The organism is Roseibium sp. MMSF_3544 (assembly GCF_030732845.1).
GTDB lineage: Bacteria > Pseudomonadota > Alphaproteobacteria > Rhizobiales > Stappiaceae > Roseibium.
In genome coordinates this window covers 132,361-153,155 of sequence record NZ_JASHKA010000001.1, presented here as the reverse complement: position 1 = coordinate 153,155, position 20,795 = coordinate 132,361, and the positions used below count along the sequence as shown (strand labels likewise).

Here is a 20,795-nt window from a genome sequence, read left to right as displayed (position 1 = left end):
CAATTCAAATGTCCAGGTCCAAGGGGATTTGCCTCGCCGTTAGGGACTGGCGACGTCATTGCACCTTGTCTGGCGTGTAAACTTCCGCCAGCAGGCGGTCCTGGTCTGTCGGCACCTTGCTGCCGGTCGCACCATGTTCGTTGATGCCGTCCGTGTTGGTTCCGTGAAACCGGGTCAGGTCGAAACCGGCCTCCATGAACCCGCCGCTCCGGCAATCTGCGTGAGTAAAGTCGGCATATTGAAGCTTCGCCCGGTCGAAGCGGGCTTCTGTGCAGTCGGCGCTGTCAAACACGCCCATCTGAAGCTCGGCATCGACAAAGGACGCCCTCGCGGCGACCGCATTGGCAAAGACCGCGTTGGTCAGCCGGGCTTGTGTGAACTGGGCTTCGGTGATGTTCGATCCCGCGAACATGGAATATGGCGCATTGGCACCTTCGAAATTAGCGGTCTCCAGATTGCAGTTCACAAACAGGCTGTGGTCGATGTCCGCACCTTGAAAACGAACGCCGGCAAGCTCACTGTCTGACACAGTGTTGCTTTTGAATTTCCGGCCTGAAAGATCCTTGTGCGACAGGTTGCTGTTTGCAAACAGCACCTGCTCGAACTCAACGCCCGTCAGATCGGACGCTCTCAGGTCCGCTTTCGTGAAGGTTGAACGGTACCAGCCGCTGCCGGCAAGGCCGATTTCATCGAAGGTGTTTTCCAGAAGCGCGCAGCGCTCCATGCCGCTTTCGGCAAAACTGACCTTGTCCAGGCTTGAGTTGATCATGTTGCAGCCGGTCATGTCACAGCGTTCGAACGATGCCTGCTTGAGATCGGACGTCATGAAGCTGGTCGATTGAAAGCTGCAATCGTTGAAGACACACAGGGGCACTGTGCACCGCATGAAAACGCTGGTGTCGAACGAGCAGCGGACAAACGAGGCATTTTTGAAGACGCATTTGATGAAAGTGCACTCTGAGAAATGGCAGTCGTCGAATACCGCGTTGTCAAAGACGCAGTTCACGAACTTTCCCTCCTCGAGCGTGCGGGATGTCGCATCGAGACCGGTGAAATTCTGTCCTTCAATGGTGAGGCCGTTTTCAACCCGAAAGAGAAGCTCTTCAATCTGCATTGGTCGGCAACTCCAGGATGGTTCGGCCAGTGTTCGCGCCGGTCAAGTCTGCCGCAGGCAGTGTCAGTCCCGACAGGTTCGCCGAATAAAGATTGGCTGAGCGGAAACTGGCGGCCGGTGCCTCACAGGCATCGAACTGAACCTCCAGCAGGTTCGCGGCGAACAGATTGGCACGGTTCAGATCGACACCGGTAAACATTGACCGCTTGCCGTCCAGGGCACGGCAGTCACTGTTGGACATATCGCAGTTCAGGAAACTGCACTCCCGCATCTTCGATCTCAGAAACAGGCATTCACTCAAGGTGCTTCCCAGAAAAGTCACATGGTGCGCGTCAATGCGATCAAGATAAGCGCCGCTCAGATCGGTTTTGCCTGCAAAATTGGAATTGGAGATGGTCATGTTGCCCCAATCAGAATTCGGTGCTTTCAGATCGGTGAACAGGACTTTCTTCAGACCACTGGCAAACCAGGACGTGTCCGGCGCCGTGCAGTCGATGAAGGTGCAATTGCTCAGTCGCGACTTGTCGAACTTGCCGCCGGAAAAATCGCAGTTCAGAAACACACAGTTTTCGAACGAACAGCCTTCCAGGCTTGCCCCGGCAAAATCGCCCTTCGAAATCACCTGCCCGGTGAACTCTGAGCCGTCGAAAACCGCATTCTTGAAAGTGGGTTCCAACCAGAATCTTTCCGAGAAACGGCAATCGAGAAAACGGGCGTCCGATGCCGCGCATCTCGACAGGTTTGCGCGCGAAAAGTCAGCGCGGTCCAACCATGCGCGCTCCATGCGCGCCGCCGTCAGTGCTGCCGCCGTCAAGTTGGCACCGCTGAGGTTCGTTTCGATCAGGCAAGCCTTCTCCATCAGCGTGCCGGACAGATCGAGACCGCTTGCCAGATCCCTTTCGCTCAGGTCCGCACCGGCAATGTCCCTCCTGGAAAAATTTTCGCCTTCGGCCAACCGCTCGACCACCAGATCGCCAAGACGTTTGCAGACAGAATCTGAGTAGGTCTCGAGCGGGTAGACAGCCTCCGGCAGCTTCGAGCGTTCGTGATCCTGGCCTAACAGGTGCTCTCGCTCGTCTTCGTCCAGATCCGCAAAAAAGTCGTCCTCGGTCATGGACACTGCTTCTCTTGCCTCCTTGAGCAAGGTAGGCGGATCCAACGTTTCCTGATTTTGGCTTGCAAGGCGCCCGAGTTCGTCGGCAATGACCTGGCTGGGCGGAACGTCCTTTCCCGCCGTGCCGGGCAGCAGATCGGCCAGCGCGGCATCTACCGTTTCGAGCGCGGCCTTGGTGTCGGCGTCCAGCTCTGCGGCAGTCGCCGCCACCTGTGCATAGCCGCTATCTATCGGTGACTCAGGCGTGCCAACCTCCGAAAACGCGTCCTTGGCGTCGGGCGGAACGAGCGACTGCGGATCAGGGATCGAAAAGGCCGACGCATCCAGGCCTTCTAGCTGTTGCTTCAATTTGTAGAACGGGTCGGCTTCAGGCAACGCAAGGGCCCGCGCGCGCGCCTTCTGAAACAAGTCCTCCTCGTCAGGCACATCGGGCATGATGTTTAGCTGCTTGAGGATGTCGTCCACTGCGTCGGTGACGGCATCCTGGGTGGAAACCGCGTTATCCGGAGCTTCTTGCGCCATCTTTTTCGCGTTCTCAGCAAGATGGGCTGGGTCGATCAGATCCTGCACGACGGACTTGAAAATATCGCTGGCCTGCGGGTCGCCGGACTTAACTGCTTCTTCCAGGGCACTTTCCGGCACTTTGGGTAGTGAGAGACCGGACTTTTCTATGAACGCTTCGGCCGCTGCGCCCTCCTTGTCTTCGAGCGCTCTTAAACCGTCCATTGCCTGAAGAGTTTTTTTGAGGGATGCCACCATATCCACGCGCCCGGCCAAAAGATCGTCAGGGTCCGGCAGCGGGATCCGCGGGACGTCGGGCTTGTTCATGGTCGGGTGAAGCGCCTCGGGCAAACCGCTTTTTGCCTTCATGTCCTCAAGCGAAGCATTCAGGTACCGCTCTGCCTTGCTGGCAACTTTTTCCGTGTAGGCATTTGAGCGTGCTTCAATGTCTTGAAGCTCTGCTTCAGAAAGCTCCGGCATGAGTTGTTGCTCATTCAGAGCATGTAGGGGTCCATCAACCGGGTCGGTTCTCAAACGAAAGACTTCCGCGTAGTGCGCTGGCGAGCGCGGCTCGTCCGACAGCCGCTCAAGACCGGCGATCAGTCCGGCGTCGGTGGCGAGCGCTTCATCGCTCGTCTTCAGAAGACCTCTGAAATAGACCCCGGCAAGGCCGTCGGTGCCAAAGACCCAGAGCGTGTCGCATTTCAGCGGAATTTCGGTAAGCGTCTCCGCGTTTTCGTCATGAACGGCAAATAGACGCGGGACTAGGCCCGGTAGGCTTGACCTCAACTCAGGTGTCTCTGCGTCCATTCCCCTGATGACGATGGCCTCGTCGCCGGCCAATGGCGTCGCCAGTCTCTGGTCCTGGGAAGCAACGTTAAAATACTCGAATGAGAAACCCGGAGGCGGACCGGGAAAGGTTGTGTGCAGCCAGGCGCCGTCGACCTGCCCAAGGCAGGATTTCCTGAGAGGGTGATCTGCATCGAGGGGGCCGAACACCACCGGTTCGGGCGCATCGCCTGGGTGCAGGATCAGCGTTTCAGGATCTTCTATGTTTGGCAGGGCTGCATAGCCAAACTCCTGCATTACGTAGTCGATCTGGAACCCTTTGCCCAGTTTGTTGGTCGCGTGGGTTCCGCCGCCAAAGGCCCGTGCCGGCTCCAGCAGCTGTCTTTCGAACGGCTCGGCCTGTGTCAATGTGTAGTCATTGGAGTGCTGACGGGTCCAGAAACGGTTGCCAAAGACAAGCGCCCTCTTTCGAAAGCCGCCGACAGAAACAGACACTTCGACAGATTGGGCTGCTTTTCCCTCCGGCGCCTGCGCCTCCCCGGCAACAAGAACTTCAGCTTGCCCTTTTGGAAAACCCTGGTCGGGGACGGTTCCACCGGGCATCCGCGCAATCGAGGTAGAAAGATACTGGTCTTCTGAAACCAGCGCCTCGCGCTGCTTCAAGTCCACACCAAAATACAAGGTCGCGACAAGGTACTTTTCTGCATTAATCGTCTGGACGTTTTGAATGCAGGAAAGCTTCATTGGTTTGATGAGTTTGACCATAATTGAAACATAACCAATGATTGTTCTACCGGAAGATTTTTTTCATCCGCCAGCTCATTTGTGATGCTGAGAGATGATGGAATTTCGGATCACTTCATTTGCGCTCGTCCTCGCCGGAACAGCGCAATCCAGGTTCATGCCAGTGCGGCGCTCTTGCCAATTGGCCGCGCGCGCAGCCTCGCGGGTCCGCAGCACAATACCGGCTGAGGACCCGATCCGCTCCACTTGTTCAGCGTGCGTTTTTTGTCGCAGAAAGCGCTGTCGTTCCATTCCATGTCAAATCCTCCTCCCGTCGATGGTCAGGAAGAGATGGGAACTGGACATGTCCAACATCTTACGCGCCGATTACAATTTGGTAAGAAGACCCGGAGGGGTTGGTCCCCCAGGACATCAGACATGAATGACACGGCGTTTACGGACGATTGTCAGGTGAGCGAAGCGGGCAGAATTCCGGTTTCATACCTGCGCGCCAAACCGCGCACCTTTTCGGCGGACATGTGAACCCTTTCGGCCGAAATCAGACCGGTCTCGACCGCATTGACGATGGCCGCAGGAACCGATTGCAACTGATTGTCAATGTCGGCAAGCAGAAGGAAATCGCAGCCCGCGCGGACTGCGTCGATTGCCACCTGTTCGACACTGTCTGAACGCATCGTGGCCCGCGAGTCGAGATCGTCCGCCATGACGACCCCACCAAAGGAAAGATCTTCTTTCAGCAGATCCACGACGGTCCTCGATCGGAGCGCAGCCCGATCCGGATCGAAAGCCGAAACAATGGCCGGTCCGACCATGATCATCTCAATGCCCGCGGCAATCACATCCCGAAAGGGCTTGAGGCCGACTTCGAAGGTTGCGAGGGCCTCCGAGTTGACCGCGTCAGGATCAATGGCGGGATCACGATCGAGATTTTGAAATCCGGGAAAATGCTTGCCGGTCGCGGCAACGCCGCCTTTTTGAACACCACGAACGTAGGCAGCCGATATCCTGCCGACTGTCTCGGGTTTCGTGGAATAGGTCCGCCCGGCGAGCCAGGGGTTCGTGCCGGTCACCAGATCAAGGACAGGCGCCAGAAACACGTTGACGCCCATCGATGATGCAGTGGCAGCGATAGAGCAGCATAGCTCCTCCATCTCCGCATCCGTCAGCGCGAGCAGGTGTTCGGATGCCGGAAAGGGAGCGACCAGATCGTGAAGACGGCAGATACCGCTGATCTCCTGATCGACACACACCAACAGCGTGTCTGATCGCGCTTTCGTCTCGCCAACAACCTTTGTGAACGTCTCCACCGTCTCGGAGTTGCGTCGCTCTTCGCTCATCCGTCGCGCGACATATTCTTCTCGCGTTTCTCCAAGCAGTATCGAAACGCCGCCATTATCCAGAAACCGTTTAGCCTGCTCGCTCAAGATCGTGCCGGCAAATGCCGGAAGGACCATGGCATGGGCATCGTCGCGAAGGTGTTTGCTCATCTCCGTGGCCTTTCAGAGCTCTCTTCTTAGATCAAAGATGCTCCATCTGCGAGCTTGCGCCAAGGTGACCGGATGTCAATCGACAAGCCGGCCCAGGAAAGAATTCCGAGGCACTAATCCCACTCGGGAATATCCTCTATACCAGCAGCCCATCCGTAACTTCTATCCATAGACGCTTTTAGCTCGGTAAAGGCATTTACTGGCTTGGATAAGAAGGGGTGTTCAAATTCCCGATCCAGGTAATCAAGATCAAGACTCCAGTGTCCATATGGTTTTAGGTAATTGAGCCATACCCAACCAGAATAGTAAAAACGCCAGTATTTGTATCGCTTCGGGTTTATGAGACGCTCCAGGACGCGTTCGCTGCTAACCCCGATTGCAATAGAGCCAACCACGGTCGATACGTATTCGTTTTTCAAGCGATTGTGCGCAATTTCGTAATAGTGGGTTGCAACGTGTACGGATTCATTCGCCAGCGTCCCGATGTGGCGCGCATTGCCTATCCTGGGAATGAAACTGAGTGTGACCGTCTTCTCAAAATCCGTGTAACTACCCCTTGCCCTCAGGTCGGGATTAACTTCAAGCGCAACCTCGTGGCGCTCGATGAGGTCGGCGACTGTCCTGTAGTCGCGTGGCAGCATGGTTGTCTGACCATGGCTGACAGTCGGCATTCTCGCCGAAAGGCCCCTCAGCATGGTCACGGCCGCGTGCTGGATCCCCGAGACAAAGGTTCCTGCACCCGAACCCTTGCTGAAATAAGAGGGTGGTCTCCAATGCGGCGGAGGGATGTAGATAATCCCGCCCTTGCCGTCTTTGGTCATGGATTTGTCGAACTTGAAGTTTCCCGATGAGTCCAGGCGCCAGCATCCGACAGCGTTGTGCAGATACCAGTTAACCTCAAGCGGGTCCTGCGTCTGAAAGTTGAATATGATCAGATCCCAAGGGTTTTCGCGTCCAACCGAACGCGACAGTTCCCAGAAGTTTCCCTTGGTTGCCCATCTGGATTCGACGGCGCCTGCAGGTGGCCAAGCCGGTATCATGGAAACCGGCTCCTGCATTCTGGGTTTACCGGCAGGCTTTTTCGCCGCGCCAGGAAGCGTTGGCATCATGAGTCATAACTTTCAAAAATGAGCCGCCGCGACCAAAAGGTCTGCGCGACAAAAAATGTGTGTCGGCATCGTCACCTTGGTCGGACGCTGAGAAAATGCAGCTTGAGAAGATATAGATGTGACCTGTCGGTTGCTTAAGCCGCACGAATGCATGGTTCACTTGCACAATTGCATGAGCGGCTCTCTGCGCAGCCAAAGGCCCAGCTCAAAGAATTGACTTCATTTCACACTGAAAATGTGTCAACTTAAATTGACACTCACAACAGGCGAGACCCATGTCCAAACCGTTTCCCTTTTCGGCAATCGTCGCCCAGGAGGACATGAAGAAAGCTCTGCTGATGGCAGCGGTGGAACCCCTTCTTGGCGGTGTCCTCATCTTCGGCGACCGGGGCACCGGCAAATCGACCGCCGTGCGCGCACTGGCTGAACTCCTTCCAAAAATCGAAACCCGGGCCGGCTGCCGATTCAATTGCGAACCCGGGCGTCCGCAGGACGCTTGCCCTGTCTGCAACGCAAGGGCCGGCGGAAATCCACCAAACGTGACCAAGGTCCGCACGCCAATGGTCGACCTGCCGCTTGGCGCAACAGAGGACAGGATTTGCGGCGCACTCGATCTCGAAAAAGCACTCGTTGCCGGAGAGAAAGACTTTGAACCCGGACTTCTGGCGGCAGCAAACCGGGGCTTTCTGTATATCGACGAAGTCAATCTGCTGGAGGATCACCTTGTCGACCTGCTGCTCGATGCGGCCGCGTCAGGTGTCAATGTCGTCGAACGTGAAGGCCTCAGCATCCGTCATGCAGCTCGCTTTGCGCTTGTGGGCAGCGGCAATCCGGAGGAAGGAGACCTTCGCCCGCAATTGCTTGACAGGTTCGGCCTGGCTGTGGACGTGCGCACCATTGACGACCTGAAGCAACGGATCGAGGTGATCCGGCGAAGGGACGCTTTCGAAGCGGACCCGGATGCCTTTTGCCAAAGCTGGGCGCGCAAGGATGCCTCCATCCGGAACCGGGTGGTCAAGGCGCGCAAGATCCTGCGCAACGTTGATATTCCGGACGACGTCCTGACGCGCATGTCGCAATTGTGCATGGGACTTGGGATAGACGGGATGCGCGGTGAGCTGACCCTGATGCGCGCCTGCAGGGCCTCTGCTGCACTTGCCGGACGCTCCGAAGTCAGCTGGAGCGATGTATCGGAAATTTCGCCGCTCGTCCTTTGCCATCGTCTTCGCCGCGATCCGCTCGACGATGCCGGCAGTGCACCGCGGGTCGAACGGGCGATTGCCGCGGTCAGCGCGGAAATCGGCCATGGATGATCAGGGGACAGGTACCGCATATGGCGCCACGCCAGACACGGAGTATCGCGGTGCCTGGCAGGACGCACTTCTTGCCGCAAAACTACTCAAGATCGGCGGTCCGCAGCTCGGCGGCCTGTGGCTGAAGGCGCGCGCAGGCGGTGTGCGTGAGGCCTATCTTTCCCGTCTCAAAGAGATGCTTGGTTCCAAAACCCCATGGACCAGGGTTCCCAGTTCCGTCGGCCATTCCGCCCTTTTGGGAAGCATAGATATTCCGGCGACTGCCAAGTCAGGCCGCGTCGTTGCAACGCGCGGCCTGTTGGCCCGCGCCGATGAGGGCATATTGCTTCTTCCCATGGCCGAACGACTTGAAGCTGCCACGGCGGCCATCATCGGCAACGCCATGGATATAAAGACGACGCAGTCTCCCTGCCACTCCTCCGCGCAAGCCATAAGCCCCCAGAAGGCACGCTTTTGGGTGATTGCGATCGATGAAGCCGCCACTCCCGAAGAGCACGTACCCCCCGCCCTTTCGGACCGGCTCGGCCTGATCGCCGATCTGAGTGCAGTCTCTTGGAGCGAAGTCACGCGGACCCTACAGGAACCGCAGCCGAACTCGCCTCTGAACTGGCAAAAGGTTGAAATATCAGCGCCAATCACGGAGCTGCTGTCGCATGTCGCCAGCGCCACCGGTTGTGCCTCCATGCGCCGACTGCGCTTCCTGACACTGGTCAGCCGCATGTTGGCTGCCATGGAAAGCCGAAGCAGCGTCGGCGAAGCAGATGCACTTGCCGCCACCCGCTTGTGCCTCGGCGTTCAATTGCAGCAACAGCCGGCGCCGGAGGAAGATCAGCTTCCCGAAGGCGGCGAACAAATGTCTCCAGAGACCTGCGCACCCTCTCAGCCTCACGCTGCACAGACGGAGCCGAAGAGCGAGGAGCAGAACAAATCCCCGCAGGACCTGTCTGCACTGACCGAGTTGCTTGCCGCCGTTGAAACCGGAACGATTTCCGGTTTGCCTGAGCTGTCGGCTAGCGCTCCGGTGCGAACCGGAAGCGCGCGGACTGGAAAGGCAGGAACACCACAGAAAAATGCCCGCCGCGGACGGCCTGTTGCAGTTTCCCGCACAGCCCCTTTCCCGGATGCCCGGCCCAACATCATCGCGACACTGCGAGCAGCAGCACCGTGGCAGGTGATCCGCAACCAAAACCGCGCCATCCTCCTGTCCCGCCTGTCAGACAGGGACCAGAGGCGATCCAAACAACCCCGCGCCCTGATCACGCGGGACGACTACCGCTTCCAGCGTTTACGGCACGAAACACCCTCCACAGCCATCTTCATGGTCGACGCATCAGGATCGACCGCACTGGAACGCCTTGGTGAAACCAAAGGTGCAATCGAGCAGCTTCTGTCGAGGTGCTACGTGCGCCGGGACGAAGTTGCCATGATCGCGTTCCGCGGCAAGGGGGCTGAAACCGTGTTGCCGCCGACACGCTCGCTGGTCATGGCGAAACGAAAGCTCGCCGGATTGCCGGGCGGAGGCCCAACACCTCTTGTCTCCGGTCTGGAAAAAGGCCTGGAACTTGCGCTGACGGTCCGGCGTCAGGGCAGCACGCCGGTCATGGTGCTGCTGACGGATGGCCGCGGCAACATCGCGCGCAACGGAGAGCCCGACAGAACTCGCGCCCGGGAGGAGCTCGGGCGCGTTGCCAGTCAATACCGGAGCCTGGAGATGCGCTCGATCTGCATCGACATTGCGCGCCGTCCGCGAGACTCCGTGGCCTCGCTCGCCGAAACCATGGGCGCAGACTTGCACTTCCTGCAGTACGCAGACGCCGGATCTATGTCAGATGTCGTGAATGCGTCCCTTGAGGAGGCACGAGGCTGATGCGGGATCGTGACTGGCTGGACTGGGACACGGACGGACGCGACTGGCCCTATCGGGACGCCAGCCGTTTCCTGGAGATCGCAGGCTATCGCTGGCATGTTCAGGTGCTGGGGCCGAAAGGCGCGCCGTGCCTGTTGCTGATCCACGGAACCGGATCGGCCTCGTTTTCCTGGCGCAATCTCATTCCGCTCCTGGAAACCCGCTTCAAGCTGATCGTACCGGACCTTCCCTGCCACGGCTTCACACGTCCAACCACGACACCGGACCTGTCTCTGGAAGGCATGACAACATCGATCCGTTCGCTCCTCCACGCACTGGAAGTCCAGCCGCAAATGATCATGGGGCATTCCGCCGGTGCAGTGATCGGCGTGTCTCTCGTCTCGGCAGCGCAAAGGTCGTTGCAAGCCCCCCTTCAAGGGTCTGGTCGCGTCCTGGGTGTCAACGGTGCACTCAAACCGATCCGGGGGAACCGCGTGCTGTCGCCGATGGCAAAGGCGCTTTTTGCAAATCCTTTGTCGGCCTCCATGTTTTCGTTGCTGGCCAAGTCGACCCCTCTCGGCCACAACCTGCTGACGGCGACCGGGTCTCCGATCGACGCCAAGGGGGAAGCGATCTATCGCCAACTGCTGGGGTCGACCGGTCATGTGCGTGGCGCCCTCGGCATGATGGCCTCCTGGGACCTGTCCCATCTCAATGCGATGCTGCGGCGCCTGGCGACACCGCTCGATTTGTTTGCAGCCGAAGACGATCCGATGGTGCCCACCTCAAGCTCGAAAAAAGCCGCCGGCTTCGCACAAAACAGCAGCCTGACGCTGACGGCGACGGGTGGGCATCTGGTTCATGAATGCAATCCGGAAGTCGTTGAGAGCTGGATCAGTACCGTCGTTCCAAACGGCCGCTCAAACGGGGCGGACGCGGCATGAGACAACAGAAAATCACAATCCGACCGGTGAGGACAAGAAAAGGATCCGCCACACGCGCTGAGAACTGGGGACATGCGTCATGTCGAATGGCAAGTCCATAACCGTACTGCTGACGCTTGGTCGTCTGCCGAAAGCGCTTGAACTCGCGCGGGCGCTGAACACGGCCGGGTGCCGGGTTCTGGTCGCAGATCCGTTTGCCTTCCACCTTTGCCGGGCGTCAAACGCCGTCGAAAAGTCGTTTCAAACGCCCTCCCCGCACAGCCATCAGGAGCAATATCTCACCTGCCTGCTCGAGATTGTCGCGCGCGAAGAGGTCGACCTGATCCTGCCGGTTTCCGAAGAAGCTCTGCATGTCAGCCTGCTGAAAAATAGACTTCCGGAAGAAACGCAGCTCTTTGCGATTTCCAATGAAGAACTCCAGAAGCTTCACGACAAATACAGCTTCAACCAGATCGCCAAGGAGGCAGGACTTACGGTTCCCGAAACATACCTGGCGTCGGACGTTTCGGCATCGGAGCTCGCCGCATCACGCGAGACTGTCGTCAAACCGAGACTGGGGTGCTCCGGCCAGGACTTGCGCATGCTGACGCCCAAGACGCTTCCGGCGGAAAGCCTTGGCAATACCGACGCAATCGTTCAGTCGCGGATCTTTGGTCGCGAAGTCAGCACATTGAGTCTATGCCGGAACGGCGAAGTGCTCGCCCATGTCACTTATGAGGGAAACGTTTTCGCCGGCACCGTGGCCGTCTGCTTTCAACGCGTGGAAGATTTACACCCAGTCGAGGAATGGGTCGCCGACTTCGCCCGCGCCGGCAACTACTCTTACTTCCTGGCATTCGACTTCATCGTGGATGAAGACGGGAGACCTTGGCCACTTGAATGCAATCCACGCCTCACCAGCGGAATACACTTCATGGAGCCCGCCGGCATCGCTCGTGCGATCACTGAGTTCGACAGCGCACCGACGGTCGGACTGAAAGCGGAAAAGCGGTTTCAGGAGGGCCACACAACGCTTCTGCAGGTCTATGGCAACATCTTCCGGCCCAAAACGGCCCTTCGCCATCTTCGCGCAATGCTGAGCGCGCGGGACGTGCTTTGGTCCACCGCCGATCCCGTCCCGTTTCCGCTCATGACACCTTATTCCTGGCCGGTTCTCAAGCAGGTGATGTTTGGTGGCCGAACCTTCGGCGAAGCAGCAACAAGCGACATTGCCTGGCCTCCGAGGGCACCAGCCTCCGGCACCGCATCAATTGACGCCGCCAAACCTGTTAACGCCCATGGCTCTTGTTCTTGACCCGCACACGGATTTCCTGGGACGGCCGCGTCGTCAGACGCGCCGCAGGCTTCACGTGTTCAGAGCCTTCCGGAACGAAGTCGAATGCGCGCGTCAGGCGCCCGAGGATCAAGGCGCTTTCAACGGCAGCAAAACCTGCACCCACACACGTGTGGGGTCCCGATCCGAACGGAATGTAAGTCCCGGGCAGCACGTCCTTTTCCCGGTCAGGCATGAAGCGTTCAGGATCGAAGCGATCCGGCTCGCTCCAGTAGCGCGTGTGCCTTTGAAGCGTCCAGGGCGAAATCATCAGGAGTGCCCCCTTGCGTACCTTGTAGTCACCGATCCGGGTCGCTCTAAGGGCAACGCGCGGCATGAAAGTGATTGGCGGATAAAGCCTGAGCGTCTCCTTGAATACGGCCCTGGTAAAGGTGAGCGAGCGAGTCGCCTCGAACGAGATATCACCACCCTTCGTCACGGCATCGACTTCGGTTCGAAGCCGCTCAAGAACGTCGGGGCACATGGCAAGCATATAGAACGCCCATGTGAGCGCGCTGGCCGTCGTTTCGTGCCCGGCGAGGAAAAACACTCCGAGCTGATCAATCAGTTCGTCCCGCGTGAAAGGGTCTCCGGTATCTGCGTCGCGGGCAGCGATAACTGCACTGGCGATGTCATCGAAACGGTCGGCTTCGGGACCGGTATGGGTATCGATCAGTCCGCCCAGATGGTGCCGGATACGTTCGCATGCCGCCAGAACCTCGGTGCTTTGGGGCACCTTCGTCCAGGCAGGATCCATGATCAGGCGCCAGATCTTTACCTGCGCGACACCGCGCTCAAAAACCTCGAAATCATCGAAGACGTCCCTGGAGATCTGCGTGTCGAGCGACGTCGAAAACACCGTCCGGCAGATGATATCGGCGGTCAGCTCGCTCATGATCCGGTCAAGCGACAGAACTTCGTTGCGCTCGGCACTCGTGCGCAGCCGTTCGACATAGGCATCAACGGCCTGTTGCATGGCCGCAAAGGCACGTGTCAGGCGCATTTTGGAAAAGGCCGGGTCGATCATCGCCCGTTGCCGGCGCCACTTCGCGCCGTCCGAGACGAAGATGGAATCGCCGATCAGTGGCTCCAGCGCGCCGACCATGAGGTCGCTCTTGGGAAAGATGCCGTCTGCGTCGTGAAGGATCTGCCGCACCAGTTCCGGATCGTTGAACAACTTGATCGACCGCCGCGAATACCCGAGTTCCCCGGCACTCATTGCAAAGGCAGATCCGGGCAAAAGGCTGAGAAGATCACCCTCCCCGTGCCAAACCGTACGCAACAACGCCATGACAGGCGGCAGACGCGAGGGGCGCGGGGGAACGTAGATTTCAGTGACCGCCATTTTTTCCTCCGTCCCTCGGCGTTTTGCGCGCCATTGCGGGAGTCTTGTGCCAATGACCGTTTATGATCTCTTCAAAGTCTTGATCGCGCTGCACATAGCGACCGGCGCACCCGGCCTTGTTGGTTTCTGGGTTCCGGTGTTTGCCAGGAAGGGCGGGGAACGGCACCGGTGGTGGGGCCGGCTGTTCGCCGCTGCCATGCTGTTCACCGGTACGATTGCCATGATGATGGCGACGCTGACGTTGATTGCACCAATGGCCACCCATCCGCATCTCGTCCATCACGAGGATTTTTCCGATCCGGTGCTCGTTCGCGGGATCTTCGGCTGGATGATGCTGTATCTTGGCCTCTTGACGGTCAATCTGGCCTGGTACGGCTGGCTGTGTGCTGTGAACAAGCGGGACCAGCGCAAGAACCAGACGCCTCTGAACTGGGGTCTTCAGGCTGCACTTTTTGTCGCCTCCGCCAACTGCGCGCTGCAGGGTGTCCTGATCGCGCAGCCGATGATGATCGGCATATCTATGGTCGGCTTTGCGACTGTTGCGACAAATGTCTGGTTTCTGCTCAAGAGTGATCCTGGACCCATCGAGTGGTTGCTGGAGCACATAAAGGCGATCGTCGGAACCGGAATTTCGGTCTATACGGCCTTCTTTGCCTTCGGCGCCGTGCGCCTCATGCCGGAACTTGCGCTTGCACCAGGGCTCTGGGCGATCCCTCTTGCAACGGGTCTCGCACTGATCTTTTACCATCGCCATCAAGTCAGCCGTCGCTTCTTAACCAGGACTGCAAGACCTCGCAACAACAGGCCACTGGACCTGGATGCCGCAGAATAATCTGAAAAGGTCTTCTTTCTGAGACAGAAAAGTGTAAACTAAAATTTACACAAGGGAAGAGCCCGTTTGACACCTGACCCACTCCTGCCCGCCATCGAACGGCACGCGGGCACCGAGTGTCCGTTCGGGTTGGGTCCATGGGGAAAGGAGCACGAACGTGAACATCGCCCCGGACATTCCATCAAAAATCACGGAGACGGACAAACCTGGAGCGCCCCACGCAGTGGTCATTGGAGCCGGTGTCGGCGGGCTGGCCGCTGCGGCCTTGCTGGGCAAGCGCGGGTACCGGGTGACGGTGTTTGATCCCTTGGACAAGCCGGGTGGACGGGCCTACGCCTACCAGCAGGACGGATTTACCTTTGATGCCGGTCCGACAATCATCACGGCGCCGTGGTTGTTCGAAAAACTCTGGGAGGATTGCGGAGGCAAACTGTCGGACGATCTCGACATTCGGGAGAACGACCCCTTCTACAAGATCCGTTTTTCCGACGGCTCAGTTTTCACCTATTCGGGGGATCAGGCCGCGATGGAAGCGGAGATTGCGCGCTTTGAACCGGATGATGTTGCTGGATACCGCACCTTCATGGAAGAAAGCCGCCAGATCTACGAATACGCATTCCTGGAACTTGCCGACAAACCCTTTCACAGCCTCGCCTTTACGCTGAGTACGTTTGCACAGCTCGTCAGGCTCGGCGGCTACCGCTCAGTCTACAGCGTCGTCTCCAAGCATTTTAAGAACGAAAGACTTCGGTCGGTCTTTTCGTTTCATCCGCTCCTCATTGGCGGAAATCCGTTCACCACCACGTCCTTTTACTGCCTGATCGCGCATCTTGAGAGCAAGCACGGCGTTCACTACGCCATGGGTGGAACAAACAAGCTCGCCAGCGGAATCGCGGGTCTCGTGAGGAAAAACAACGGCACGATCCGCCTGAATGAGACGGTTGAAAGCATCCTGACGACAGGAAGAAAAGCAACGGGAGTACGGCTCGCCTCCGGCGAGACGGTACACGCGGACATCGTGGTGTCAAACTGTGATTCTGCAATGACTTACGGAAAGCTCTTGAAGGATTATCCGCGCAAGCGCTGGACCGACCGCAAGATCAGGCGCGGCGATTTTTCGATGAGTCTTTTCGTCTGGTATTTCGGCACTGACCGCAACTATGACGACATCGGTCATCACACGATGCTGTTCGGGCCCCGATACAAGGGATTGCTGGAAGATATCTTCATCAAGAAACACCTGGCGGAAGATTTCAGCCTTTACCTACACCGGCCTTCAGCGAACGATCCGTCGGTGGCGCCGGAAGGTTGCGACGCGTTTTATGTTCTCAGTCCCGTCCCCAATCTTGCCAGCGGAACAGCTTGGGAGACATTTGCGGAAAACTACCGGCAGAAAATTGCCGCTCAGCTTGAGGCAACCGTGTTGCCGAACCTTTCGCGGCATGTCGTGAGCTCCAAGGTGCTGACGCCGATCGACTTTCGCGAGCGGCTCCTGTCCTGGCAGGGGGCTGCGTTTTCGTTTGAACCGAAGCTTCTCCAAAGTTCCTGGTTCCGGCCACACAACAAAAGCGAGGAGTTGGAGAACCTCTATTTGTGCGGCGCCGGGACACACCCGGGTGCCGGATTACCAGGCGTTGTTTGTTCTGCTCAGATTGTGGCCGACCTCGTGCCTGATCCGGCGACAATTCCCCAGCCCGCGCACGCTGCAGAGGTCCCGCAATGAACAAGGTCAGCCCAAGAGCGCTGGAAGGCTTTGAACCTTTCGCCCTTCACGCGAAAAGGCCGATGGACTCCTCAAGCCCGCGCTACGGTCTTTCAAGGTACCGGAGCGATCTGAATGCGTGCACCGCGTCCATTCGCAAAGGCTCCAAATCCTTTCATCTTGCCTCCTTGCTCCTCCCTCCCGAGACCCGCAAGGCAGCGGTTGCGCTGTATGCCTTTTGCCGGCACTCGGACGATTTGATTGACGATCCCCGGTCAGACCGGACCTCGCTGGAGCAGCTGAAGCAACGGCTGCGTCTGATCTACCAGGGCAGACCGGCGGACTACCCATGCGACCGTGCATTTCAGAAGACGGTTGAAGACTACGCCATACCCGAATGCATCCCGCTAGCGCTGTTGGACGGTTTCGCAATGGACATTGCCAACCGGCGCTACCAGACGCTTCATGATGTCAAGGAATATGCGACAGGCGTTGCCGCGACTGTCGGTCTGATGATGTCGCTCATCATGCGCACCGGCGAGCCGCAGCACCTTGCCCGGGCCGCAGATCTCGGTATCGCGATGCAGCTTACGAACATCGCCCGGGATGTCGGCGAAGATGCGCGGAACGGGCGCATTTATCTGCCCTTGGACTGGCTGGAGCAGCAGGGAATCAATCCGGAAACCTTTCTCGTTTCGCCGCGTTTTTCTCCGGAACTGGGTAAGGTTGTGAAGCGCCTGCTCAATGAGGCCGAACGGCACTATCGTCTTGGTCATGCCGGGATCGCTGCCCTCCCGTCTGACTGCCAGCATGCAATCCGTTCCGCAGCTCTCATATATGAAGAGATTGGCATGGAAATCGTGGCAAACGGGTACGACAGCGTCACGAAGAGGGCGCACACGGGGTTGATGCGAAAGGTCTCGCTCCTGGCGGCTGCACGCCGGCCCGCCAAGAGTCGAGCGGTGAGCGCCCGGCAAGCGAAAGAAACAGCAGCCGACCCGTCTGCCGCAGGGCTCGTCAACGCAGCTGCCCGGACCTTTTCGATCGCAAAGGCAAAAAAATCACTTCAAGCGCACAACGTCCAAGCGGATTCCGCATCAGAACGTCTGCTTTGTGTCTTGATCAGACTGCAAAACGAAAGCCGGCAGGACCTGCGGTTTCACAAACTCGCCGCCCGGCAAAAGGCTGCAAGGCTGATATGAATCTCATCGGGTTCTAACCCCAGGTCCTTCTGGGCATCCTGAAAGGCAGCATCATCCTTACGAGCGGATTGGCGAGACGCCGACAATCAAGTGTCTCATGCACCATTTGCAAGGGCTCTCCCTTCAGCGTCGTTTCCACAAGCGATCGCGTGTAAAACGGCGTGTCCTCCAACCGTCTCGACCTATTGGGCTCGTCGGTCTCGTCGCAGTGTATATTCCCGCGAATGCCCCATGCCCCGCGCGGCAAGGCCTTTCGCGCCGGCAAATCGATCGGCTCCGCGTTGCTCCCGACAGAAAACGCAAGGCCGAGGGTCCGTTGCTCCCCATTGCGCATATCGGCGTCGTAAAGAACGATCGTCTTGTTGTCTTGCGCCCGGCCACGCGCCCAGTCCCAGGCGATAAAGTCTGTCTCGAGCGGTCGGGACCCGAAATTCAGATCGTGATACGCCTCCCCTTCCCAACCGCCATCTGGCAGCAGGTCGCATTCAACTGTAAGGCGCGCCTGCGGGACGAGCGGCCACCAGACGTGACACCCCTCCCCATCCAGGTCGAACGGCTTCAAATGAAGGAATTCCGGCTGGAGGCGAACGCGTCCATTAAAGCGTCTGGGAAAGAAGCGATGTCCCGGCCAGGGCAGCGCCATTTCTTCGAATTCCAATGCCAGTTCACCGCCGGACCAGGTCAATCCGCTGCTGCCGATCCAAACGCCCTTGGCGTTGCGGACGAGACTTTTCGAGCCGCGTTCGGTCATCGCCCAGATGTTTCCCGAGGGCTGATAGAGCGCTACATTGAACGCGACATGGTTCTCCGGCGTCTTCCTGCCGGAAAAATGGTAATAGGGCGAGAAAACCGACCCTATGAAGGCGATGATCGTGAGGGCGTAATTGCCGCAGTCGCTGGTTGCGTCGACGTACCACCACTGGTAGCCACCCGGTGGAACCGGCCGGTCATAGCGATATCCGCCATCACCTGCTCGGCCGCCAGTTTCCCCGACAACGCGGCCATTGGGATCCCCGGTCCCGGATGCACGCTGCCGCCGGCCAGGTACAGACCCTTGAGCCTGCCCTTCGCCCCCAACCGGCTGAACGACGCCATCCACCCGTGAGAGGCCTGGCCGTAGAGCGCGCCCCCTGTCGCGGGGAAGAGTTTGTTGAAACCGTCCGGCGCCGTCAGAACCTGAGCGTTCTCGTCTCTGAGAAGTGTCAGTCCGTTTTTCGCCAGCCGGCGGTCCATCGCTGTGAGGCATTGATCCAACTCGCTTGTCGAATAGCTGTGTCTGTCGCCGTCCGCCGGCAGGTTCATGAGACAGTAAATGCGTTCCAGGTCCTGCCCGAACCGGCCGCGACGCAATCCACCGGAGCCGTCCCGGTCCTGCGCGCAGACATATACCGTTGGATCCGGAGGGGCGGAACGGTCCTGAAAAACGGCTTGAAATTCAGCCTTGTAATCATCTGAAAAAAAGACCGTGTGGTGCGCCAGCGGTACGCCCTTTGCCTTGGCCACGCCGCACGCGACCAGGGCCGACTGAGATCGCTTCCGATCCGGCACCTTTTTGAAGGCCTTTTGCGATTTCGGCGTCAAAAGGTCTTGAAGCGCACTGACATCGCCGTTGAAAATGACCTTGCCGGCTTCGATGACTTCACCACTTCCAAGGCGCACGGCCTTGACGGCGCCACTGGTGCTGTCCGTCTGGATCTGGTCCACAGGGGCATCGAAGCGGAACGAAACACCCCGGCTTTCTGCCAAGGCCTGGAAGCGGCTCGCGATACCATGCATACCGCCTCTCGGTATCCACACGCCTGCCTGTTCGACATGCGCGACCAGCATCAAGGTTGCCGGCGCTGCAAAGGGAGACGACCCGCAATAGGTCGCGTAGCGACCGAACAGCTGCCGCAAACGCGGGTCAGAGAAGTATTCGCCGAGCGCTGCCCATAGTGTCGAAAACGGGCGAAGCGCCAGCATGTCAGCAAACCTGAGAAATCCGATCCTGCTGGACAATGAAACCGGGTTCGGTCTGGAGGCGCTGATGAACGTGTCCTTGAGCGTCTCAAAAACACGCTGGCTATCTGCAGCAAATTTCCGGTAACCGGCTGCATCTGCGCGGCCTGAAAACGCACCAATGGCGTCGACGCTTCTGTCCACGTCGGCATGGAGATCCAGCTGGTCGGCACCGGCCCAGAAGTGTCTGGCAAGGAGATCCGCCTTATCCAGTGCGATTTCGTCTTCCAGGCTGGTGTTCAAACCGGCCAACAGATCATCAAAGACCCATTTCATCGTAAGGACGGTCGGACCAGCGTCGAACGCCTGCCCTCCTGCCCAGACCTGGCGCATTTTTCCACCGGGCGCCTTTTGAGCTTCCAGCACAAGAACCGGGACACCACTGCTTGCCAAGCGCAGCGCCGCGGCAAGACCACCCATGCCGGCCCCGATAATGACAATCCTACTTTCCGGCATCCTGCCCAAAGCGCGGTCCTTGAAGTTGACTTTTCAAAGCAATGTGTCACTCTTAATTGACAGTATATCGTCAACTTAAGTAGACATCCATGCTAATTTGAGGAGTGGCTCCATGGACCTGTCGGACCGCATCGAAACCGGGATGCAAGCGGCCATACGCTACGCCACAGCGAATGGGTGCCCTCAAAAACTTTCCGATGCTTTTCGATATGCGGTCTTCCCTGGAGGGGCCCGCATTCGCCCCCGGCTGAGTGTTGCCGTGGCGCTTGCGTGCGGTGATCGCGATCCAAAGGTCGCAACGGCTGCGGCCACTGCCGTCGAACTGCTCCACTGCGCTTCTCTGGTTCACGACGACCTGCCCTGCTTCGACAATGCAGATACGAGACGTGGCAAGCCGTCGGTTCATGTCGAATTCGGCGAGGAAATCGCTGTTCTCGTTGGCGACGGACTTATCGTCAACGCTTTCGAGACCATTGCTCGGGAAACCCAGCACGCCCCGGCCTTGACCGCGCCACTCATCTCCACAATCGCGAATGCCGTCGGCTCGCCCTACGGTCTTGTTGCAGGTCAGGCTTGGGAGAGCGAGCCGAAGATCAACATTCCGGCTTATCACCGCGCCAAGACGGCATCTCTGTTCACTGGCGCAGTTGCCACCGGTGCGATTTCCTCAAGCGGAAATCCACTCGACTGGTACGCGCTGGCGGACGCGCTCGGCGCGGCCTATCAGGTGGCCGACGACCTTTACGACGCCATGGATGAGAACGGCAGCATGGGCAAACCTGCAGGCCAGGACCAGGCAAACGGCAAACCGAACCTGGTTACGGAACTCGGTCTGGAAGGTGCACTGAAGCAGCTGCACAGCCTGGTTCTACAGGCGGCAGACAGTGTGCCCGAGTGTCGGGGCTCGGACATGCTTCGAGCCATGATCCACAAGGAAGCCAAGAGACTGATGCCGAAAAAGCTCGCTGCGAGTGCTGCGTGAAACCA

At 58.5% G+C, this 20,795-nt stretch carries 15 protein-coding genes; 8 read left to right on the top strand and 7 right to left on the bottom strand.

What is annotated here, in order from left to right; all coding sequences use genetic code 11:
* Nucleotides 1-55: 55 nt before the first annotated feature.
* From RBB47_RS00700 to RBB47_RS00685, 4 genes are all read right to left on the bottom strand, one after another.
* Nucleotides 56-1,114, bottom strand: a complete 1,059-nt coding sequence (locus RBB47_RS00700) for a pentapeptide repeat-containing protein (RefSeq protein WP_305983790.1) — start codon at nucleotides 1,112-1,114, stop codon at nucleotides 56-58.
* Nucleotides 1,104-4,181: a DUF2169 domain-containing protein gene (locus RBB47_RS00695; protein ID WP_305983789.1), complete on the bottom strand. Its 3,078-nt coding sequence runs from the start codon at nucleotides 4,179-4,181 to the stop codon at nucleotides 1,104-1,106. The genes RBB47_RS00700 and RBB47_RS00695 overlap by 11 nt, the downstream gene beginning before the upstream one ends.
* A 527-nt stretch (nucleotides 4,182-4,708) precedes the next feature.
* Nucleotides 4,709-5,749 (bottom strand): glycoside hydrolase family 3 N-terminal domain-containing protein, encoded by a 1,041-nt coding sequence (locus tag RBB47_RS00690; RefSeq protein WP_305983788.1) that lies wholly within the window; start codon nucleotides 5,747-5,749, stop codon nucleotides 4,709-4,711.
* A gap of 113 nt (nucleotides 5,750-5,862) precedes the next feature.
* A complete protein-coding gene (locus RBB47_RS00685) occupies nucleotides 5,863-6,858 on the bottom strand; it encodes a hypothetical protein (protein ID WP_305983787.1) in 996 nt (331 codons plus the stop codon).
* Nucleotides 6,859-7,133: 275 nt separating this feature from the next.
* Between RBB47_RS00685 and bchI the strand changes: the two genes are divergently transcribed.
* The 4 genes from bchI to RBB47_RS00665 all read left to right on the top strand — a co-directional run bounded on the left by bchI (nucleotide 7,134) and on the right by RBB47_RS00665 (nucleotide 12,255).
* A complete protein-coding gene (gene bchI, locus RBB47_RS00680) occupies nucleotides 7,134-8,171 on the top strand; it encodes a magnesium chelatase ATPase subunit I (RefSeq protein ID WP_305983786.1) in 1,038 nt (345 codons plus the stop codon).
* Nucleotides 8,164-10,038 carry a VWA domain-containing protein gene (locus RBB47_RS00675; RefSeq protein ID WP_305983785.1) on the top strand — a complete coding sequence of 625 codons (1,875 nt, stop codon included), beginning with the start codon at nucleotides 8,164-8,166 and terminating at the stop codon, nucleotides 10,036-10,038. Before bchI ends, RBB47_RS00675 begins: the two co-directional genes overlap by 8 nt.
* Nucleotides 10,038-10,961 carry an alpha/beta fold hydrolase BchO gene (gene bchO / locus RBB47_RS00670; RefSeq protein ID WP_305983784.1) on the top strand — a complete coding sequence of 308 codons (924 nt, stop codon included), beginning with the start codon at nucleotides 10,038-10,040 and terminating at the stop codon, nucleotides 10,959-10,961. The genes RBB47_RS00675 and bchO overlap by 1 nt, the downstream gene beginning before the upstream one ends.
* Nucleotides 10,962-11,040: 79 nt before the next feature.
* Nucleotides 11,041-12,255, top strand: coding sequence for an ATP-grasp domain-containing protein (locus RBB47_RS00665; protein WP_305983783.1), 1,215 nt, complete (start codon nucleotides 11,041-11,043; stop codon nucleotides 12,253-12,255).
* On the opposite strand, the gene RBB47_RS00660 is transcribed toward RBB47_RS00665, so the two are convergent.
* Entirely contained in the window at nucleotides 12,230-13,618 is a 1,389-nt protein-coding gene (locus tag RBB47_RS00660; protein WP_305983782.1) for a cytochrome P450, read from the bottom strand. The two genes, RBB47_RS00665 and RBB47_RS00660, sit on opposite strands and share 26 nt — an antisense overlap.
* A gap of 52 nt (nucleotides 13,619-13,670) precedes the next feature.
* Between RBB47_RS00660 and RBB47_RS00655 the strand changes: the two genes are divergently transcribed.
* The 3 genes from RBB47_RS00655 (at nucleotide 13,671) to RBB47_RS00645 (ending at nucleotide 17,354) form a co-directional block, all read left to right on the top strand.
* On the top strand, nucleotides 13,671-14,450 hold the full coding sequence (locus RBB47_RS00655; protein ID WP_305983781.1) for a hypothetical protein: 780 nt from the start codon (nucleotides 13,671-13,673) through the stop codon (nucleotides 14,448-14,450).
* A gap of 157 nt (nucleotides 14,451-14,607) precedes the next feature.
* A complete protein-coding gene (gene crtI, locus RBB47_RS00650; protein ID WP_371932709.1) occupies nucleotides 14,608-16,173 on the top strand; it encodes a phytoene desaturase family protein in 1,566 nt (521 codons plus the stop codon).
* Nucleotides 16,170-17,354 carry a phytoene/squalene synthase family protein gene (locus RBB47_RS00645; RefSeq protein WP_305983780.1) on the top strand — a complete coding sequence of 395 codons (1,185 nt, stop codon included), beginning with the start codon at nucleotides 16,170-16,172 and terminating at the stop codon, nucleotides 17,352-17,354. The genes crtI and RBB47_RS00645 overlap by 4 nt, the downstream gene beginning before the upstream one ends.
* A 13-nt stretch (nucleotides 17,355-17,367) precedes the next feature.
* On the opposite strand, the gene RBB47_RS00640 is transcribed toward RBB47_RS00645, so the two are convergent.
* Together RBB47_RS00640 and crtD are read right to left on the bottom strand one after the other, a co-directional pair.
* A complete protein-coding gene (locus RBB47_RS00640) occupies nucleotides 17,368-18,105 on the bottom strand; it encodes a carotenoid 1,2-hydratase (protein ID WP_305983779.1) in 738 nt (245 codons plus the stop codon).
* 104 nt (nucleotides 18,106-18,209) lie between these two features.
* Nucleotides 18,210-19,808, bottom strand: a complete 1,599-nt coding sequence (gene crtD, locus RBB47_RS00635) for a 1-hydroxycarotenoid 3,4-desaturase CrtD (protein ID WP_305983778.1) — start codon at nucleotides 19,806-19,808, stop codon at nucleotides 18,210-18,212.
* A 112-nt stretch (nucleotides 19,809-19,920) separates the two neighbouring features.
* Here crtD and RBB47_RS00630 point away from each other — a divergent pair, with 112 nt between their 5' ends.
* Nucleotides 19,921-20,790: a polyprenyl synthetase family protein gene (locus RBB47_RS00630; protein WP_305983777.1), complete on the top strand. Its 870-nt coding sequence runs from the start codon at nucleotides 19,921-19,923 to the stop codon at nucleotides 20,788-20,790.
* Nucleotides 20,791-20,795 lie beyond the last annotated feature (5 nt).

Excerpts from the sequence above, each read along its gene's own strand:
- RBB47_RS00700 (WP_305983790.1), bottom strand. The coding sequence starts at position 1,114 with ATGCAGATTGAAGAGCTTCTCTTTCGGGTTGAAAACGGCCTCACCATT.
- RBB47_RS00690 (WP_305983788.1), bottom strand. The coding sequence starts at position 5,749 with ATGAGCAAACACCTTCGCGACGATGCCCATGCCATGGTCCTTCCGGCA.
- RBB47_RS00685 (WP_305983787.1), bottom strand. The coding sequence starts at position 6,858 with ATGATGCCAACGCTTCCTGGCGCGGCGAAAAAGCCTGCCGGTAAACCC.
- bchI (WP_305983786.1), top strand. The coding sequence starts at position 7,134 with ATGTCCAAACCGTTTCCCTTTTCGGCAATCGTCGCCCAGGAGGACATG.
- RBB47_RS00675 (WP_305983785.1), top strand. The coding sequence starts at position 8,164 with ATGGATGATCAGGGGACAGGTACCGCATATGGCGCCACGCCAGACACG.
- bchO (WP_305983784.1), top strand. The coding sequence starts at position 10,038 with ATGCGGGATCGTGACTGGCTGGACTGGGACACGGACGGACGCGACTGG.
- RBB47_RS00665 (WP_305983783.1), top strand. The coding sequence starts at position 11,041 with ATGTCGAATGGCAAGTCCATAACCGTACTGCTGACGCTTGGTCGTCTG.
- RBB47_RS00660 (WP_305983782.1), bottom strand. The coding sequence starts at position 13,618 with ATGGCGGTCACTGAAATCTACGTTCCCCCGCGCCCCTCGCGTCTGCCG.
- RBB47_RS00655 (WP_305983781.1), top strand. The coding sequence starts at position 13,671 with ATGACCGTTTATGATCTCTTCAAAGTCTTGATCGCGCTGCACATAGCG.
- RBB47_RS00645 (WP_305983780.1), top strand. The coding sequence starts at position 16,170 with ATGAACAAGGTCAGCCCAAGAGCGCTGGAAGGCTTTGAACCTTTCGCC.
- RBB47_RS00640 (WP_305983779.1), bottom strand. The coding sequence starts at position 18,105 with ATGACCGAACGCGGCTCGAAAAGTCTCGTCCGCAACGCCAAGGGCGTT.
- crtD (WP_305983778.1), bottom strand. The coding sequence starts at position 19,808 with ATGCCGGAAAGTAGGATTGTCATTATCGGGGCCGGCATGGGTGGTCTT.
- RBB47_RS00630 (WP_305983777.1), top strand. The coding sequence starts at position 19,921 with ATGGACCTGTCGGACCGCATCGAAACCGGGATGCAAGCGGCCATACGC.